Genomic DNA, 19,036 nt, shown 5'->3' with positions numbered 1-19,036 from the left:
AAGCAACGTTTAATAGAACGCTGTCCCTTCACCAGCTCGAGTAAGCAAACCATCACATGGCGCGTAACGATCGCCATACTTCGATGCAAACTCATTCATTTTCTCTACGAGCTCTTTAATGCCAAATTGGTCCATGTAACGGAACGGACCACCCAAGAACGGTGGGAAACCAATACCAAATATCGCGCCAATATCACCGTCACGTGGCGAGCGAATGATGCCATCATCCAAACAACGTACCGCTTCATTCAACATTGGCAGCACACAGCGCAACGCAATATCGTTATCGCTTAGCTTAGATTCAGGGTCGAGCTTAAGCAGTTTGTAAACCGATTTGTCGACATCTTTCTTCTTGCCCTTGTAAGTGTAAAACCCCTTACCACTCTTGCGTCCTTTACGTCCATCATTTAACAAGATATCAAACACATCCGGCCCTTTGAATCGGTCACCTAACTCGTTAACCAGAATCGGCATAATTTTCGCGCCAATGTCGACACCAACTTCATCCAACAAGGTAATCGGGCCAACAGGGAAACCAAAATCAAGCAACGCCGTATCAATCTTTTCGATCGGTTCGTTAGCCAGCAGAATATGCGCCGCTTCGTTCATGTATGGCGCAAGAATGCGGTTCACGTAAAAGCCCGCTTTGTCTTTCACTACGATCGGGGTTTTACCTTGCTTTTTAGCAAGTGCAACGACTGTTGAAATGGTTTCATCTGACGTCGTTTCATGCGGAATCACTTCCACCAACGGCATTTTTTCTACCGGGCTGAAGTAATGCAAACCCACTACGTTTTCTGGACGCTCCGCTTTTTCTGCAATTTTGTGGATAGGCAACGAAGAAGTATTGGTCGCAAAGATAGTTTCTGTCTTAGCGTTTGCTTCAATGTCCGCCACCATTTTTTGCTTAAGATCTAAGTCTTCAAAAACGGCTTCAATTACGACATCAATATGATTAAAACTGGTAAAATCGACACCACCAGACAGTTGCAGCATTTTCGCTTGCAGATCGGCCTTGGATAGAATGCGACGTTTGCGCTGTTTCTCAAATAACTTGTAGTTGTAGTTGAGCGCATTTAAAACGCCATCGTTGCTAACGTCTTTGATGCGAACAGGTACTTTTGCTTTTGCAACAGACACATGGCTGATTCCGGCGCCCATCAGACCACCACCAAGCACACCAACTTTATGAACTGGTGCTGGTTTCGCATCCGTGCCATTTTCTTTCTTCATTTCTGTTGTGGCAAAGAAGATCGAACGGAGCGCTTTTGACTCTGAGCTCATCACAAGCTCACCAAAGCGCTTCGCTTCAAGTTCTTGGCCTTTAGCGAAGCCTTTCTCTAAGCCATGTTGAATAACTTCTAGAATTGCAACCGTTGCTGGATAGTTACCGCGAGTTTTTTGATTCGTTTTCTTCGCAGCTTGCTCAAATACAAACTTGCGCCCTAGCCCGCTACCAGACATCACCTTTTCTTTCGTCGATAGCTTTTTCGTACCCTTGTTTTTACCTTTGTCGATAAACTGTTTTGATACGTCGAGCAAAATGGTGTCAGGCACACAGGCGTCCACAACGCCCAGTTTTTTAGCTTTCTTCGCACGAAGTTGTTTACCCGTCAGGATCAAGTCCAACGATGGTAACAGGCCAATCAAACGTGGCAGACGCTGAGTACCACCAGAACCTGGCAATAAACCAAGTTGTACTTCTGGCAGACCTAAACGCGTTTTGTCAGAATCCGTACAAACACGATAATCACATGCAAGAGCCAGTTCTAAACCACCGCCCAAACATGGGCCATGAATGGCCACAACGACAGGATACGGTAAGTCCGATAGCTGCTGGAACAACTCCTGACCCTGCCTTGCTAAGGCTTCCGCTTCACTTGCTGTGGTGCATGCTTCTAGCATTCTAACATCTGCGCCCGCAACAAAATTGTCCGGTTTTAGGGAGTGGATGATCATCCCTTTAATACCACTGGAGTCTTTTAGCTGAGCAAAAATTTCTTTCATTTCGTCAGCAAAAGCCGCCTGCAGCGTATTCATTTTTTCATTAGGAACATCGATGGCTAACCAAGCAATATTTTGCTCATCAACCTTTAGACTAAATGCTTTTTGCTCGCTCATTACTCAACCTCCAGAATCATTGCCGCACCAAGACCACCAGCAGCACATGCGGTATTCAATGCAATACCACCGCCACGGCGTTTTAGCTCTCGTAGGGTTTGCGTCATCATACGCGCACCAGTCGCAGCAAATGGGTGACCATAAGCAATTGATCCGCCAAGCACGTTGAACTTATCCATGTCAATTTCACCAATCGCTTTTGAGCGACCAAGGTTTTCTTGAGCAAACTTATCGGAAGCAAACATCTTCACATTCGCCAATGCTTGAGCAGCAAAGGCCTCGTGCATGTCGATCAACGTCAAATCTGACAGTTCCAAGCCTGTATTTTCAAGCACTTTCGCTGTGGCATAAGTCGGACCCATCAGCATGTCCTTTTCCACGCCGATAGCAGAGAATGCATAACCTCGGATGTAACCAAGGATCTCCATTCCGAGCTCTTTCGCTTTACCTTCTCGCATCAACATCACTGCCGCACCACCATCAGTCAATGGCGTACTGTTCGCTGCCGTAACACTGCCATACTGACGATCAAACGCAGGTCGCAATTTCGCGTATCCCTCAACCGTTGAGTCATGACGAATATTGTTATCTTCCGAAATCCACTTTTTGTATGGTTCAGGGAAAGCCGTCATCACTTCATCTTGGATTTTTCCTTCTTTCCAAGCTTGAGAAGCCAGCGTATGAGAACGATGTGCAAGCGCATCCTGTTCTGCGCGAGAAATACCATGTGTTTTAGCCATTTGCTCTGCAGTTTGTCCCATGGATAAACCCGTAGAGTACTCTGCTACTGCTGGTGGCACTGGCATCAGGTCTTTAAAGCTCAAGTTTTTGAGGATACTAAGCTTCTGACCCATTGTTTTTGTCTTACTAAGAGCAAGCAGATTAGCGGCCAGTTTCTTTGATACGCCAATAGGCAGGACGGAAGAAGAGTCTGCACCGCCAGCAATACCAATATCGATGGTTCCCGCCATGATGCTTTCTGCGACATTAACCGCCGCTTGAAAACTCGTCGCACACGCTCGAGTCACACTGTATGCATCAGTATGGATGTTCATACCAGTGCCTAACACGATTTCTCGTGCGATGTTTGGCGCTTCAGGCATTTGTACTACTTGTCCAAATACCACTTGTTCGATTAGCTTCGGATCAATATCTGTTCGAGCAAGCATTTCGCTTACTACCATTTTCCCTAAATCGACCGCTGGCACTTGGCTAAATTCCGTGCTTTGACGAGCAAAGGGAGTTCGAAGCCCCGCGACAATAGCGACACGCTCACCATTGCGTGTTTTTACTTCCTGCTTGCCCATTGTTTCTCCTTAAATACAAGAGGTCTGACCTGATGCATTGTAATGAATTTGTTAAATTTATCAAACGTGCGTTTAAATAAACGTGAAGCAAGTAGTTCAATTACTCTACTTCTTTGATTCTTATGCGATTACTAATGGTTAACTATAGAGAGTTAAAACGGTAAGAGGTATACGGAAAGTAAAATCGAAGCAAAAAAAAACCACACATAACTGTGTGGTCGGAATATCTATAAAACAATTAACTTACGCCAATTGAAAAGTAATCAGTTTCCTGATTAGGAGAAAGTAAAGTCAGCCTTCAAAAGGAAGTGTCATCTTGCTCAACATGTTAGTCGCAATGACTAACGAGATGACAAGGTGTACTATAACCCCTTCACTGCTTGATATTTTGAAATAGATCAATTTTATAGTGATTTTACGAGTTTTAAGCTCACCTAAAGCGATTATTGATTCAAAACAATTCAAGAATCCACCATCAGAAGTCCCTTTTAATGCTCCATCGAGTGAACTTATCCAAGCCATTGATTACTAATGATGATATTGTTAACAATATATATCAATTCGTGTTCGATGATATCTGACATTTGCGTATACACTTTTAGGTAACCACATGGCTTATTGTGTCAAAGGGGTTGCATGACAAATCCTGCAACCAAAACCGCTAAGCGATGAAGCAAGTAAAGTCATGCTCAGAACAAATAAGAAACTCACAGAGCGAGGATGGAGGCTCCTGTGGCCATATTAAAAATGTTTGGAAAGAAAAATTCCAACAGTCCGGTCAACTCTGATATGGACAAGCAAAGAAAATACGAAGCGCTCGTCCGAGGGTATCATCGTGACTTGTACCGCTACGCATATTGGTTGTGCAAAGATAAAGCGGTCGCGGAAGATCTAGTTCAGGAAACCTGTCTTAGAGCTTGGAAGTCACTCGATAGCCTCCAAGACGAAAAAGCTGCCAAGTCTTGGCTCATCACAATATTGAGACGAGAAAATGCGCGCCGCTTCGAACGTAAACAATTTGATTTAGTTGATATCGATGATTACGGCAATGATGCTAAAGTCAGCGATGACTCACATCATCAGCAAGAATGGCTGCAGGCACAGATCATGAAGCTCGATGTTGAATATCGTGAGCCTTTATTTCTCCAAGTTGTCGGTGGTTTCAGTGGAGAAGAAATTGGCGACATTCTTGATTTAAATAAAAACACAGTGATGACTCGACTATTTCGCGCTCGTAATCAACTTAAAGAGATGTTGGATTCTCAAGATACTAAGAGAGGACAAAAGAATGGATGATTTAGAATTTCGTCGTCGTATTTTGTCGGATCCAAAACAAAAGGATGAAGAGATTCTGCAAGCTTTAGCTGGTAGCGACGCCAACAATAAGTTTGTTGATGACGTTTTGGATCTCGATGTAAAAATTAAACAAGCCATGAATGTGGATGTACCCGAAGATCTCGCAGATAAGATTTTATTTAGCCAGACGTCGAGTGCACTTGATGAAGAGAAGGTCGTCAGACCAAACTTTGTCCGCAAAGCAATGGCACTTGCCGCTTCTATTGCGTTCACCGCAGGATTATTAGTTGGCCAAGTAAACTGGGGAAATGTTTTGGTGTCTCCAGCACAAGCCAGTTTAGCGGATACCGCAATGAAACACGTTATTCATGAAGAACCGTTTGTTCGTCATCTTGATGAGGATGTACCGAGCTCGCAAATTAATGCGAAAATGTCGCCATTTCATTACCAGTTTAGTGAAAACTTTCCATATCACGTTTACTACCTAAACCACTGCGGTTTTGGCGAATCCAATGCGGTGCATATGGTGTTCCAAGGTCCAAAAGGTAAAGTAACGTTATTTATTACTGGTATTCCAAGCGAACAAAGTACCGACTTTAGTAAGGATGGCATGACCGGAATCGTTCAGCCCGTCGGGAGTTCAAGCCTGATTTTAGTCGGGGAAGAAGGTGAAAATATTGATGCGATCGCTACGACTCTTGCATCAATGATTAAGCCGATGTAACAACTTCGACGATTTCCAGCCTTCAAAAGGTTAAATGCCGCTAAATGATCTTATTTAGCGGCATTTTTGTATAAATAGAGCACAAAACATTCACCACTGCTATAGCATTTAGAGCTTAAACTCTAAATTATGCATTTTAAGTGCAATTTCCCGTCTTTTAGACATCATTTCTGCAATTTTTATTCAATTTTATCCAATGGTCGGATTTGTCCAAGCAATTATTGATACTACTATCTGCGCCACTGAGCAAAAGCTCAATTTATCGTCCAAAGAGACGAATCTAATAAGGAAAAACAAATGACTCAGAACACGCGTCTGTTTAAAAAGACTCTCCTAGCAGTAACGGTAGCTTTTGCCTCAGGTCAATCGATGGCAGCGGGTTTCCAAATCAACGCTCAATCAGCAACTGGCATCGGCCGTGCATTTGCTGGTGATGCAGTAATCGCAGATAATGCAGCGGTAATGGCTCGTAACCCAGCAGCAATGGCTCTGTTTGATAAAATGGAACTGTCGCTAGGTTTCGAAAGCATTACTTCAATGATTGAAGTGAAAGATGCGAAATATAACGTTAATACTCCTTTGGGCTCCAGTACTGTAAATGTTGCTGACACTGATGATGTGGGTGATACGTCAATAGCTCCAAACATTCACCTAATCGTTCCAGTAAATGACAAGTTTGCATGGGGCGTAAACGCATACTCTAATTTCGGCACTAAAACTGAATTTTCAGATAACTACACCGCAACCGAGTACGGTGGTCTTACGGATGTAAAAAGCTTCAACTTTGGATTGGCGGGTTCTTACCGTTTAAACGAACAATGGAGCTTTGGTGCTGGTTTAGATTTAATCTACGGCCAAGGCACAATGAAGCGTACAACTAGCTCTTCAGTCCCAGGGGTTGGCGGTCAAAAAATTCTGGACGTAGATAAAGCTGATGGTTGGGCTGTTGGTTTTAACGTTGGTACTGTGTACGAACTAGATGAAAACAACCGTTTTGGTCTAGCATATCGTTACAGCCCTGAATTTACGGCGAAAGACGATAAAGGTCAGGAAATCACGCTACCTCTACCAGATATGGCCGAATTTTCTGGTTTCCACAAAATCCAAGACACTAAGTTTGCTGTACACTACAGCATCCAATACATCGGTTGGAAAGATTTCGACCAAATTGATTTTGAGAACCTAAATCAGGGTTTACTTAAAGGTGGTTACTCGAAAGACTATCAATGGCAAGATGGCTGGCACTACGCAATTGGTGGTACTTACTACCTAAACAACAACTGGACACTTCGTGCTGGTTACATGTACGACACAAGCGCTCAAGATAAAGTAACGTCTATCTCGGTACCAGACTCAGATCGCCAGTGGTTCTCCACAGGTTTCTCTTACCATATTGATAATAGCTCAAACATCGATTTTGGCTTCACGTACTTGTTAGGTGAAGATGTAAAAGTTAATGAGAATACTCAATTAGCTCCTGGCCTTTCTACCGGTGTAACAGCAACAACTCATGCTGATGCAATTCTATTCGGCTTACAATACAGCCGTAGCTTCTAAACGCTTCGCTGTTAGTTAGTAGAAAAATACTTTATATAAAAGGCTGGATTTCCAGCCTTTTTTCATATCTGCGATTTATTGCCCACTCAATTTGAGTGAACACGTGTATCTAAATCTCACAATTAGGACGCACAGCTGTTCGCTGAATTCCGTTTACAAGCCTTTCACAGTTAGATTATTAAACCACATAAACAATATTTTAAAGGATAATATTCCAAATTACCACTTACGCTGGACTTTCATTTCTAAAGTAAAAACTCTACCTTTAAACTTTCGTCCCACGTTATAAACAAATCAGCGAACATTCGAATGAAAACCAACAAGACTCTTCTATCAACAGCAGTGGCATTAAGCCTACTTGGCACAACGGGCATGGCTAACGCAGCAGGTTTCCAACTTGCTGAATATTCTGCAACAGGCCTAGGTCGAGCATATGCTGGTGAAGCTGCAATGGCTGACAACGCAAGTGCACAATGGCGTAACCCAGCAATGCTAACTTATTTGGAAGGCACTCAAGTGTCCGTTGGTGCAATCTATGTGAACCCAAATATTGATATTGAAGGTGATGTAAACTTCCACGGTAGCACTTCTTCTGCATCTTCAGATGACTTCGCACATGATGCAATCATTCCAAACTTCTACCTATCACACCAATATAATGAGAAATTCGCGATTGGTTTGGCATTTGGCACCAACTACGGCATGGAAACCGATTTAGGTAAAGGCTTTGGTGCCTCGCACTTCGGTAACGAAGCAAGCGTAACGACAATGGAAGCGAACTTAAACGCAGCTTACAAAGTCAATGAATCAATCAGCGTTGGTGGTGGTATCCGTTACATCATCGGCGAAGGCAGCTTTGGCGCAGCAGCTCCTAAGAATAACGTTGTAGGGTTAAACCCTGAAACTAATCAACCAATCAGTGTTCCTCAAGGTACCGCTCTAAAATACATGGAAGGTGACGATACCGCTTGGGGCTGGCAAGTTGGTACAGCATGGCAGATCAATGAAAATAACCGTATCGGCTTCGCGTACAAATCTGAAGTTGAACTAAAGCTTGAAGGCCATGCTGAAGGTCTTGGTTTTGGCTTCGGTACTTCTGAACGCGACAACGGCTACATGTATCTAAACCTGCCTGCAACGGCTGAGTTAGCAAGCTTCCACCAAGTAACAGACCAACTTGCGTTACACGCAAGCGTTAACTGGACGGATTGGAGCTCTTTCGAGAAATTGGAAGCACGTCTAGATACTGCAGGCACGCATATGGTTAAAGTAGAAAACTGGGAAGATAATTATCGCTTTGCTGTTGGTGCTACTTACCAGCTTGATCCTAAGCTAGCGCTACGCACTGGTATTGCATACGATACTTCAGCGGTAAGCGACAAAAACCGTACGATCACTATTCCAGAAACTGACCGCACTTGGCTAAGTATTGGCGCAACGTACGATTGGACGAAAGACTTCAGCCTAGACGCTGGCTTCACCTATATTTTTGCGAAAGACGCACCAATCGTTGAGTCTCGTGGTTACAAGTCAGACGACACTGCAGAACAAGTCGGCGGCCAATTCGTAGGCGAAACTACGGGTAATGTTTGGCTAATCGGTGTTCAAGCAAACTACCGTTTCTAACCAAGCTGCAAAATACAAAAAAGGCTTAGCATCAGCTAAGCCTTTTTTCATTTCTCTATTGTGAAGAACAACGCTTAAAAGTCTTCTAGATATTCGTCTAAATACTCTTCTTCTTCGATGTTAACTTCTTCTACCGTTTCAACTTCTGCTTTAAAGTTTTGACGCTGGATATAAACATCACGAGTAAGAATATATGGATCCGGCGATGAGTCTAGCTGCGCTTCTTGCGGCACTAATAAAGCACGCTTCTCCATGCCTTCAAACGCCCACTTACCCAAACTCGCCCAGAAGTTGAGATAAGAGAGGGGTAAATACGTACTATCTACGGTATCTGTCACTTCACGTAAGGTATACGGACCATAACCCGGAACCATGAAGTAAGGACCATTTCCAACACCATAGTGGCCTACTGCATCACTGAACGCTTTCTCGTCGTACTTCGTAATACCCGCGGCACTTGCAATATCGAATAAACCGAAAATACCGAACGTCGAATTAATCCAAAAACGGTTAAAGTGGTCCACGGCTTTCGTACCATTACCCATGATTAAGTTATTAACCATGCTTGCTGGCTCATCTAAGTTCGATAAGAAGTTAGCGATACCAGAACGAATAGGAACTGGCGTGTATTCTACATACGCAAGTGATACAGGACGAACCAAATACGGATCTAAATATTCGTAGTTGAGTTCCCACATGGTTCGGTTAAAGCCTTCCAACGGGTCATACACATCAGAAGTCGTTTGATTTGTTTCTTGTCCTGTTACTGCTTCATCAGGCGCACTTGAACAGCCAACCAGTCCAACGGCTAACAGCAACAAGAAGGTAGATTTACCCTTGTTATACATTTTATTTTCCATAACGACTATTAATGTACCTAAGTCACCCCGATTAACCATTGTACGTATGTTGAGCAGGATACATAGTAAAGATGACTCAGATATGGGAATAAATAAAGGCCAGCAATCGCTGGCCTTCGGTATTCTACTCGATCGTTTAGAGTCATACCACTAAAGGCAACTGACTCTACCTCGTTGTCATGTTTCAGAGACAGATGTTAACAATTAATACTGCTGATCAATGGTCACTTCTACTGGTGCGCCAAATTCAACGACGTCACTTTCTCCGTGCCAATCTTGATCACGCGTTGCTACGTTACCGTCAGAATCTACACGCACACGGACGATTAGCTTATCGAGTGAAGATAACTTTTGCCCTTGCATCATGGCATTGCCATCATCTAATACGACTGTGCGAGGGAAAGTACCTAGCGGATAACGAGCAGCAGCCACAGGCATTGGAGAGCCATCTGAACGATGTACTGACACAATCAGAACTGCGTTTGGATCCAACTGAGCATTTGGTGCCACATTAATTGTCACAGCTACACTCTTATCCGGTGAAACCGCTTCGCCCATTTGCTTACGAGCACTATCAATACTGCGTGACAACATCTCGTAGCGGCTATCTTCTGGACCAATCATTTGCTGCATGATTCCCCAGTACTTGATGGCTGCCGGGAAGTCTTGACGCTCAAACGCATCGAACGCTAACAAAGAAAACACACGCAGATCGACATAGTCTTGCTGCATCAGCTTGCCGAGTAATGAGCGAGCCGTCGCTTGATCCATTTCCTCTTGAGACAGCATCAGAGCTTGTGCATAACCCAACATCACATCTGGGTCTTTTGGCTCTAGGCGGTACGATTTTTCCATCGCATCGATAGCTGTGGTGACATCACGATTTGCTAACGCAATACGACCTAGCAGTAACCAACCTGTCGAGTCTTCCGGCTGGTAATGTAAGCGAGTTCGAAGGGCTAGGGTCAAATCCGCCATTTCATCGTCACTCAGCGGCTCAGAAGAAGCCGACATCAGCTTTTTCGATAACTCAGGTAGATTTGCAGACACTTCTTGCCATTGAACAATATCGTCTGACGCGCCAAATTTATAATACAAACCATAGCTCAGCACCACCGTCAGAATTACCGATGGAACTAAAACCGCGATTGGAGAAACCTTGGTTTCTTTTTGCGCTTTATCACCAGGGATATCGTCAAGCAGTGATTGCTTTAGATCAGAAATCAGTTCGTCTTCACTTTCAACCAGACCTTCGTCAGTTTCTTCTGCAAGCTCAGATAGTCGGTCTTTATAAAATGCCTTGTTGAGCTCATCGCGTAACACATCATCATTGTTCGCTTTTTGTTTAAGCAGCGGCAAAGCCACCAACGCACAAGCAATAAGCGTGAGAGCAACGGTGGAAATCCAAAATAGTGTCATTACTTCTTATCTCCGTTGTTCTCTTCTTCAAACAATGCTTTTAAACGAGCTTCTTTTTGCTCATCCCATTGCTCGTCACTGCTCGCTTTTGCCTTAACTTTAGATTTACGGCTACGCAGTACAATCAAACCAAAACCACCCAGTACTACAGCGAGTGGCCCTAGCCACAAAATCGCAGTCGCGACCGTAAATGGTGGGTTGTAAGTCACGAAGTTACCGTAACGGGCGATCATGTAATCAACGATCTCATCTTTGGACTTACCTTCTTTGGTCATTTCGTACACCTTATGGCGTAAGTCCTGAGCAAGTTCAGCGTTAGAATCCGAGATCGTGTTGTTCTGACATTTAGGGCAACGGAGCGTATGGCTTAACTCTTTGAACTGCTGTTCTTGTTCCAAATTATCAAACTCGTACACTTCAATGGCCGCATGAGCAGCAAGAGATAATGTCATCGCAGCAAAAACGGCAAGAATTAGCTTTCTCATTGCTTCGCCTCCTCAACCAATTGGTTGTAAAGCGGCTCCAGTGTTTCTGACCAATTACGTGGGTTTACATCCCCTACATGGCGATAGCGAATCACACCATTTGCATCAATAATGAATGTTTCTGGAGCACCATAAACGCCAAGGTCAAGGCCAAGCATACCACTGCCATCAAATAGGCTGATCAAGTACGGGTTGCCGAGATCATTCAGCCAACCTATTGCTTTATTACGATCATCTTTGTAATTCATACCGATGATCTTAACGCCCTTACCCGCCAATTCGTTTAGGTATTTATGCTCTGCATAACACGTTGGGCACCACGTTGCCCAAACGTTCAAGAGCAACGGTTCACCTTTAAAAATTGATTGGTCGTACTGTTTTCCAGGCTCAGCCAGGTCTTCTAAATGAAATTCAGGAACTGGCTTGCCAACCAAAACCGACTCCAATTTAGTTGGATCATCGCCCTCTTGGTTACGCATTAATTGGGTTGCGAAAATACCCGCTAGAATCATGAAAGCGACAAGCGGAATAAATAAGATTTTCTTATTCATGTTATGCCTCCTGCTCTTTTGACTTCGCATTTTTCTTCGGCGATTTACGGAAGCGGTAGCGTTTATCAGAAATCGCTAGTGCGCCGCCTAATGCCATAACCAAAGAGCCAGCCCAAATCCAACGAACGAACGGTTTATAGTAAATACGAACAGCCCAAGATCGGTTGTCGTCTAAACGTTCACCCATTGCAATGTATAAGTCGCGGCTAATACCACGGTCAATGGCTGCTTCAGTCATCATAGACTTAGCCGTACGGTAGAAGCGCTTCTCTGCGTGAAGCGTATTCACGTATTTGCCATCGTGTGTGATCTCAAAGTCTGCGATGTAGCCATCGTAGTTTGGACCATCTTTATCACGCAAGCCTGAGAAGTAGAAATCATAGCCTTGAATTTGGAAGTGTTCGCCAGGTGCTAAACGTACATCACGCTCGATGCTGTAGTTCTGTACCATCGCAATACCGATAACAGATACCGCCAGACCAACATGACCCAACATCATTGCCCAGTGGCTACGTTGCAGCTTGCGAACACCTTCACTAAAGCTATGACGGTGCGTTGCGCGCTCGTACAGTTCAAAGCCATGCATCGCAATAATCCAAATCGCCATCACCCAACCAATGTAAGCCATGGTTGAGAAGAAATCGGCAAACAGGTACACGCATAGCGCGGCCAAGGCGAAAGCAAGCACACCTGAAACGAGCATTGGTTTCACAAGTTTAGATAAATTGTCTCGCTTCCAACGAATAAGAGGACCAATACCAAGCAGGAAAGCGAATGGCATCATTAACCACGCAAACAGCATGTCAAAGAATGGCGCACCGATAGAAACCGACCCCAAACCAAGCTGCTTGTGTACGAGCGGCAACAGTGTCCCCACTAACACCACAACAAGAGCGGCGATAAGTAATACGTTGTTGGCTAAGAGCGCATTTTCACGTGAGACTAAGTCGAAGTTACCTCGTACACGCACTGCTGCCCCTTTTACGGCAAACAGCAATAAAGAGCCGCCGATAACGAAAACGAGGAAGCCTAGAATAAACATACCGCGCGACGGGTCAGACGCGAACGCGTGCACCGATACTAAAATACCGGAACGGACTAAGAAGGTGCCCAACAAACTCAACGAAAATGCAGAGATTGCCAATAGTACCGTCCACGCTTTAAATGTGCCGCGTTTTTCTGTGACGGCAAGAGAGTGCATTAATGCGGTACCCGCTAACCAAGGCATGAATGATGCGTTTTCTACTGGGTCCCAGAACCACCAGCCACCCCAGCCAAGTTCGTAGTAAGCCCACCAAGAACCTAGTGCGATACCAAGTGTTAAAAATACCCATGCTGCGGTTGTCCAAGGACGAGACCAACGAGCCCAAGCCGTATCAAGGCGTCCGGTCATTAGGGATGCGATCGCAAAAGAGAACGCAACCGAGAAACCAACATAGCCCATGTAAAGCATTGGCGGGTGAACAATCAAACCAGGATCTTGAAGCAGAGGGTTCAAGTCACGTCCGTCAACCGGGAAGAACGGTAACGTACGTAGGAATGGGTTTGACGTTAGGATGATAAACAGTAGGAAACCCACTGAGATCATGCCCATAACAGCAAGTACACGTGCAACCGACTCTTGCGGCATACCACGACTAAACGTCGCTACAGCGACAGTCCAAGCAGCTTGGATTAAAACCCATAGCAACAGTGAACCTTCGTGCGCACCCCATACTGCGGTTAAACGGTAGTACCAAGGAAGCTGACTATTCGAGTTGCTCGCTACATACTGTAACGTGAAGTCGTTGGTATAAAATCCCCAACATAAAATGGCGAAAGAGAACAACAGCATCAGGAACATAGACCAAGATAGCGGTCGCGCTGTGTTCATGAGCATGGCGTTATTATTCGATGCTCCCCACAATGGCAATACGCTCAACAGCACAGCCATTGCAAGCGAAAGAATGAGAGCAAAGTGACCGATTTCAGCAATCATTGGCCGCTTCCTTGTTTCTGTTCGGTGCTGTATTGAAGCGGTTCATGCGTTTTCTTCATCGCTTCTGCAATTTCTGGTGGCATGTATTCTTCATCGTGCTTCGCTAGGACCTCAAATGCCTCAACTGTCGTGGCATCTTTCAGTACACCTTGAGCAACAATACCCTGCCCTTCACGGAACAAGTCAGGAAGAATACCGTCATAGGTAATCGTCACTTTCGGACCGACATCGTGCAGGTCAAAACTCACTTTCAAAGAATTAGGATCTCGACGAACTGAGCCCACAACCACCATTCCACCGATACGCAGACGCTGGCCTACTTCTGGCTTGGTGCCATCTGGCTTACCATTAACCAATTCCGTTGGAGTGTAGAAAAGGTCCATATTTTGGTTAAGCGCATAAAGTATCAAACCAATGGTGGCACTAATACCGATAAAGATCGCTAGTACAATACCTAGCCTCTTTTTACGTCTCGGGTTCATAAGGTGTTCTCCATGTTCTTCGCTGCGTCGATACGAGCTTGACGGTCAATTTTTGCTTTCACTTCTTTCAATAATGCATCACCGCGGCGAAGGCTAGTGATCAGAAGAATCAGCATGGATAAGAAAGTAATACCAAACGCACTCCATACGTATGATGCGTAGCCACCCATGGCAAAAAAGTCGCTCAGAGATTCAAAATGCATAATCAGTTACCTCACTGAGTTTGTTCTGTTGCGAGTTTGCGCACCCAAGGGCGGTGACTTTCTTTACTGATGATTTCGTTACGAAAACGGACCATCGTCACGGCACCAAAGAAGAACGCAAAGCCAAAGATGTTCAGCAATAACGGCCAAAGCATGTCGGATGAAATAGAAGGTTGTTCAAATTTCGTGATCGTCGCACCTTGATGAAGCGTGTTCCACCATTCCACGGAAAAGTGAATGATAGGTAGGTTTACTACGCCTACGATCGCTAAAATACCAGCAGCTTTTGCGGCGGTTTTTTGATCGTCAAACGCATGGTAAAGCGCAATCACACCAAGGTAGAGAAATAGAAGAATCAATTCAGATGTAAGACGGGCATCCCATACCCACCAAGTGCCCCACATAGGCTTGCCCCAAACAGCACCTGTAAGTAGAGCAATAAAAGTAAATACTGCACCAATCGGAGCCATCGCAAGTGCCGCCATATCAGATAGGCGAACTTGCCATACTAGGCCAATAAATGCAGCGATCGCCATCGACATATAAACGCCCATAGACCAAATAGCTGATGGGACATGAATGTAGATGATTCGGAAACTGTCACCTTGTTGGTAATCTGAAGGCGCAAATACAAGCCCCCAAACCGTACCAACCGATAAGCATACGAGGGCCAATACAGAAAACCAAGGCAGAAACTTACCACTCAAACGATAAGCTGCTTCTGGCTTGGCATAAGGATGTAGCCATTTCCACATGTTTTGTTCTCACTCTTACTTCAGGGACACTGTCTAAAGGGTTGAGACCGTAGCAGTGCTTTAATAATAATTCTTTGATCAAGCGCCGCTTCATTGGCACTTTATTGAGTTAGTTGACACTAACTCGTAATGCGGCACTGATGGCAAAAGGCGTTAATGTCATCGCCCCCATTAGCATCGCACCTAAAATCGCTAGTTGACCGTTATACGCCATACCGAGTGCGGCAGCATCAATTGCCGATGTTGCGAAAATCAAAATTGGGATGTAGAGCGGAAGAATAAGCAAACTCAAAAGAACGCCACCCTTTTGCAACCCAACAGTCAACGCCACACCAATGGCGCCAATAAAACTTAGTGTTGGTGTACCGATCATCAAGGTTAATACAACCGATAGCCAAGTATTGAAGTCGAGCGAAAGTAAAACCGCCAATAATGGGCTAATTAAAATCAGAGGTAACCCTGTTAACAACCAATGTGCTATGACCTTTGAAACCACTACAAGTTGCAATGGAATCGGCATTAGCATCATTTGTTCTAGTGCACCGTCTTGAAAATCATCACGAAATAGACGCTCTAATGATAATAAGGCGGACAGCAATGCGGCAACCCAAACGATGCCCGCTGCAATACGTGCTAACAAATTAGGCTCTGGTCCAATACTCAGAGGAAAGAGAGTAATGACAATAATAAAGAACCACAGCGGGTTCAGAATGTCTGCCTGACGGCGAAATGCGATTAGGAGCTCACGACGAATGATGGTGGTCATCGAGGAAATCATATCAGTCACCCAGCTTTATTTTTCTAAGTTTCGGGCTGTCCGCAAACATATCTTGATGCGTCGTCAACACAACAATACCGCCATTATCAGCATGACTTGCGAACAAAGATTCAAGCACCTTGACACCTTGCTTATCAATGGCAGTCAACGGCTCATCTAAGATCCATAAAATTTGCTTACTGAGCCATAACCTTGCCAATGCGACTCGTCGTTGCTGACCTGCGGAAAGTTGTGCTACAGGCACATCTTCTCGACCAGCTAATCCTACTTGAGTCAAAGCGATAAAGATTTCTTCGTCTGAAGAGCGATTATTTTGAATAGATTGATAAAAACGTAAGTTTTCTAATGCGGTAAGCTCTCGTTTCACTCCTGTTTGATGTCCTAAGAAAAGCAGATCTTGATGGAAAACATCACGAGATTTTTCAACCTCTTCGCCTTTCCATTTAATGACACCTTCTTCTCTATCACCTAACCCTGTCACAATCCGTAGCAATGTAGTTTTACCAGTACCATTACGCCCTTCGATCTGGACCAATTCACCAGGCTTAATTTCAAACTGCAGGTTTTCAAACAGAACCCTTTCATCACGGATTGCTGTCAGGTTAGACACTTCTAACATAGAGCTTCAACTAAAAAATGAACGAGCCGCTATATTAGCACAGCTTAGTTATGACAAAACAGGATAAGAGGGCTAGGTTACATGTAAGTTCATGTATTTTTGTTAATTAATCATCACACTTTAATAAAATTAACTATAAGTAGTTATAAGCGCTCATTTTGAATTTGAGAGGCCAGAACTAAGAGCAAGATCGACTGAAGGTTGTCTAGGGTTGTATTTAAGAAGAGCATTAGAGGCTAAAAACAAAAAAAGAGGCGTAATAACGCCTCTTTTTCTCGCTTGATAACCTTTAGCGTCGACGACGTCCACGCGTTGGATATTCTGAGTCATCTGATGGCTGACCACTTAATGGTGGAATCTTCTCTTTCCCCGCCAGTTTCTTCTGCAGTGAAAGCATCAACTCAGCTTCGGCTTTTGGTAGTTCGCACTCTTCAATCAGCTCGTTGATATCAGCGCCAAGCTGTACCATTTTAGAAGCGCGACTGTACAAGCGACCATCAGTATCAGCGTGTTCGAGTTCGCGAATTCTCTCGTTTAAGTGCTGAATAATGTCTTGTTGCTCGGTCACTTTTTGTCCAAGACCAACAACAACCGAGCGCACTTCGAGTAACTGCTTACTCAACTTTTGCACTTCTTTATCTGCGTGTCGAGATTGAGCTCGTTGTTGATCTAACTGCTTTTGTAACCCCGAGCGAATCCGCAGTTGCAAAACAACCAATACCAACACGATAAAAGCAACGCCACCCGCAAGGAATGGGGCAGATAAAAGAGTCTCTTCAGCCATCATCATTCAGCCATTAAAGGTGAGCCATCTCGTCCCACTCGTCATCTGTTAGCAGCTTGTTCAAATCCACAAGGATAAGAAGCTTGCCGTCACGGTTGCTCACACCCTGGATGAACTTCGCACTCTCGTCGGTACCAACTGAAGGCGTCGTATCAATTTCAGAAGAACGCAGATAAACAACTTCTGCCACGCTATCTACTAAGATACCAATCACTTGACGCTCAGACTCGATCACAATAATACGAGTGTTGTCAGTGACTTCGCCTTCCATCAGGCCAAAACGTGAACGTGTATCGATAACAGTAACTACATTACCGCGTAGGTTGATGATACCAAGTACATAATCTGGTGCACCTGGAACAGGGGCAATTTCAGTATAACGAAGTACTTCACGAACTTGCATTACGTTGATGCCGTACGTTTCTTCTTCTAGCTGGAACGTCACCCACTGAAGAACTTCGTCATTCGATGCATCTTTCTTCACTTCTACTTCAAAAGCTTGAGACATAGTTAATCCTCGTTAATGTCGTTCCCGACTTAAATCTAATTCAGTGATTTGACATCTAAACCGGCGTTTAGCATGTCAATGAGCGCCTGGACATGAATTAAGGCACACATTTTTTCTTTTACCATGCCCGCTAGCCAAGGGCGTTTACCCGCCTGCTCACGCCAGCGAACCTTGTCGATATTAAGCGTTTCAGTCCCCATTAATTGGTTACTGGCCAACCCCCACATGCTCTCACCAAGCATGACGACATATTGGTAGTTATCTTTATAGCTATCATCACGAAGCTTATCTGCCATCACCCATTTCGCGGTATCGACGACATCAAACTGCTGCTCGCGATTTGTTTGTAGCCCCAAATACCAGGCGGGTTTTCCTATCAAATGGTTAAGCTCGCTAATGCGATGAATACCACCTAACTCATCAAGAGGTACAGCAAACGTGACACCATTCACATCAAAGTAAAGAACTTGGAAGTCCTCACTTCGCTTCGTGCTTTCCCAGACCGTTGGTATATCGGAATCTGCTTGTGTTTCGAGTTCAGTATCGACGTTCGATTCTATATTGATACTTTGTTCGATCACTGCGTGAGGTTCATCCACCTCTGGTTGCGCTTCCTCAAAAACTGGCTCATCAATCACCCAGTCCTGTATTTCCTCAACACCCTGAAGCTCAGGCACCTCACTAAAGGTTTGTACCTCAGGCTCAGCCGCTTTTATCTCTGCTGCAATATCAATCGTATTTTGTTCAAGAATACTATCAATATCCAACTCAGCCACTGGGTTGCTTGCTTCAAGCTGACTTAATAGCCTTTGAACATCTTCCAGGTTTGGAGCTTCCAACTCTGGCGGATATGTTTCTTGAAACTGGTACGTTTCTGGCTCCGAGTATTGTAGCTGTAATTCTGGCTCTGGCTCTGGCTCTGGCTCTGGCTCTGGCTCTGGCTCTGGCTCTGGCTCTGGCTCTGGCTCTGGCTCTGGCTCTGG

General features: G+C 44.6%; 19 protein-coding genes. 4 read left to right on the top strand and 15 right to left on the bottom strand.

Annotated features, from left to right (window positions below; genetic code table 11):
* Window positions 1–9: 9 nt before the first annotated feature.
* Together fadJ and fadI are read right to left on the bottom strand one after the other, a co-directional pair.
* Complete coding sequence (gene fadJ, locus R7Z10_RS18120) at window positions 10–2,121, bottom strand: fatty acid oxidation complex subunit alpha FadJ (protein ID WP_318105495.1); 2,112 nt, start codon at window positions 2,119–2,121, stop codon at window positions 10–12.
* Entirely contained in the window at window positions 2,121–3,428 is a 1,308-nt protein-coding gene (fadI, locus tag R7Z10_RS18115) for an acetyl-CoA C-acyltransferase FadI (protein WP_005384447.1), read from the bottom strand. Before fadI ends, fadJ begins: the two co-directional genes overlap by 1 nt.
* Before the next feature lie 720 nt (window positions 3,429–4,148).
* Between fadI and R7Z10_RS18110 the strand changes: the two genes are divergently transcribed.
* From R7Z10_RS18110 to R7Z10_RS18095, 4 genes are all read left to right on the top strand, one after another.
* On the top strand, window positions 4,149–4,724 hold the full coding sequence (locus R7Z10_RS18110; protein WP_005380528.1) for a sigma-70 family RNA polymerase sigma factor: 576 nt from the start codon (window positions 4,149–4,151) through the stop codon (window positions 4,722–4,724).
* A complete protein-coding gene (locus R7Z10_RS18105; protein ID WP_017635939.1) occupies window positions 4,717–5,448 on the top strand; it encodes a DUF3379 domain-containing protein in 732 nt (243 codons plus the stop codon). The genes R7Z10_RS18110 and R7Z10_RS18105 overlap by 8 nt, the downstream gene beginning before the upstream one ends.
* A gap of 297 nt (window positions 5,449–5,745) precedes the next feature.
* The gene (locus R7Z10_RS18100) at window positions 5,746–7,005 is read left to right on the top strand and encodes an outer membrane protein transport protein (RefSeq protein ID WP_064354222.1); all 1,260 of its coding nucleotides are present in this window, start codon (window positions 5,746–5,748) and stop codon (window positions 7,003–7,005) included.
* Between the two features lie 309 nt (window positions 7,006–7,314).
* On the top strand, window positions 7,315–8,631 hold the full coding sequence (locus R7Z10_RS18095) for an outer membrane protein transport protein (protein ID WP_047104363.1): 1,317 nt from the start codon (window positions 7,315–7,317) through the stop codon (window positions 8,629–8,631).
* A gap of 74 nt (window positions 8,632–8,705) precedes the next feature.
* Here the strand turns inward: R7Z10_RS18095 and R7Z10_RS18090 are convergent, their stop codons facing one another.
* The 13 genes from R7Z10_RS18090 to R7Z10_RS18030 form a co-directional block, all read right to left on the bottom strand.
* The gene (locus R7Z10_RS18090) at window positions 8,706–9,479 is read right to left on the bottom strand and encodes a VacJ family lipoprotein (RefSeq protein WP_005380523.1); all 774 of its coding nucleotides are present in this window, start codon (window positions 9,477–9,479) and stop codon (window positions 8,706–8,708) included.
* Between the two features lie 216 nt (window positions 9,480–9,695).
* The gene (gene ccmI / locus R7Z10_RS18085; protein WP_318105493.1) at window positions 9,696–10,910 is read right to left on the bottom strand and encodes a c-type cytochrome biogenesis protein CcmI; all 1,215 of its coding nucleotides are present in this window, start codon (window positions 10,908–10,910) and stop codon (window positions 9,696–9,698) included.
* Complete coding sequence (locus tag R7Z10_RS18080; protein ID WP_318105491.1) at window positions 10,910–11,395, bottom strand: cytochrome c-type biogenesis protein; 486 nt, start codon at window positions 11,393–11,395, stop codon at window positions 10,910–10,912. The genes ccmI and R7Z10_RS18080 overlap by 1 nt, the downstream gene beginning before the upstream one ends.
* Window positions 11,392–11,946, bottom strand: a complete 555-nt coding sequence (locus R7Z10_RS18075; protein WP_318105488.1) for a DsbE family thiol:disulfide interchange protein — start codon at window positions 11,944–11,946, stop codon at window positions 11,392–11,394. The genes R7Z10_RS18080 and R7Z10_RS18075 overlap by 4 nt, the downstream gene beginning before the upstream one ends.
* 1 nt (window position 11,947) lies before the next feature.
* Window positions 11,948–13,924: a heme lyase CcmF/NrfE family subunit gene (locus R7Z10_RS18070; RefSeq protein WP_318105485.1), complete on the bottom strand. Its 1,977-nt coding sequence runs from the start codon at window positions 13,922–13,924 to the stop codon at window positions 11,948–11,950.
* Window positions 13,921–14,406, bottom strand: coding sequence for a cytochrome c maturation protein CcmE (ccmE, locus tag R7Z10_RS18065; protein WP_005380516.1), 486 nt, complete (start codon window positions 14,404–14,406; stop codon window positions 13,921–13,923). The genes R7Z10_RS18070 and ccmE overlap by 4 nt, the downstream gene beginning before the upstream one ends.
* Window positions 14,403–14,609: a heme exporter protein CcmD gene (ccmD, locus tag R7Z10_RS18060; protein ID WP_005380515.1), complete on the bottom strand. Its 207-nt coding sequence runs from the start codon at window positions 14,607–14,609 to the stop codon at window positions 14,403–14,405. Before ccmD ends, ccmE begins: the two co-directional genes overlap by 4 nt.
* A gap of 11 nt (window positions 14,610–14,620) precedes the next feature.
* Window positions 14,621–15,364, bottom strand: a complete 744-nt coding sequence (locus tag R7Z10_RS18055; protein WP_318105482.1) for a heme ABC transporter permease — start codon at window positions 15,362–15,364, stop codon at window positions 14,621–14,623.
* 109 nt (window positions 15,365–15,473) lie between these two features.
* On the bottom strand, window positions 15,474–16,142 hold the full coding sequence (ccmB, locus tag R7Z10_RS18050; protein ID WP_005380512.1) for a heme exporter protein CcmB: 669 nt from the start codon (window positions 16,140–16,142) through the stop codon (window positions 15,474–15,476).
* A gap of 1 nt (window position 16,143) precedes the next feature.
* The gene (gene ccmA, locus R7Z10_RS18045) at window positions 16,144–16,761 is read right to left on the bottom strand and encodes a cytochrome c biogenesis heme-transporting ATPase CcmA (protein WP_005380511.1); all 618 of its coding nucleotides are present in this window, start codon (window positions 16,759–16,761) and stop codon (window positions 16,144–16,146) included.
* Window positions 16,762–17,050: 289 nt separating this feature from the next.
* A complete protein-coding gene (locus R7Z10_RS18040) occupies window positions 17,051–17,545 on the bottom strand; it encodes a DUF2802 domain-containing protein (protein ID WP_025767176.1) in 495 nt (164 codons plus the stop codon).
* Between the two features lie 13 nt (window positions 17,546–17,558).
* Entirely contained in the window at window positions 17,559–18,053 is a 495-nt protein-coding gene (locus R7Z10_RS18035) for a chemotaxis protein CheW (protein ID WP_005380507.1), read from the bottom strand.
* A 35-nt stretch (window positions 18,054–18,088) separates the two neighbouring features.
* A partial coding sequence (locus tag R7Z10_RS18030; protein ID WP_206949301.1) for a chemotaxis protein CheW occupies window positions 18,089–19,036 on the bottom strand: 948 nt, incomplete at its 5' end.

It is taken from the genome of Vibrio sp. Vb1018, assembly GCF_033338775.1.
Taxonomy (GTDB): domain Bacteria; phylum Pseudomonadota; class Gammaproteobacteria; order Enterobacterales; family Vibrionaceae; genus Vibrio; species Vibrio alginolyticus.
Note: the sequence above shows the minus strand (reverse complement) of the source record. Positions and strands in the feature narration are given on the sequence as shown.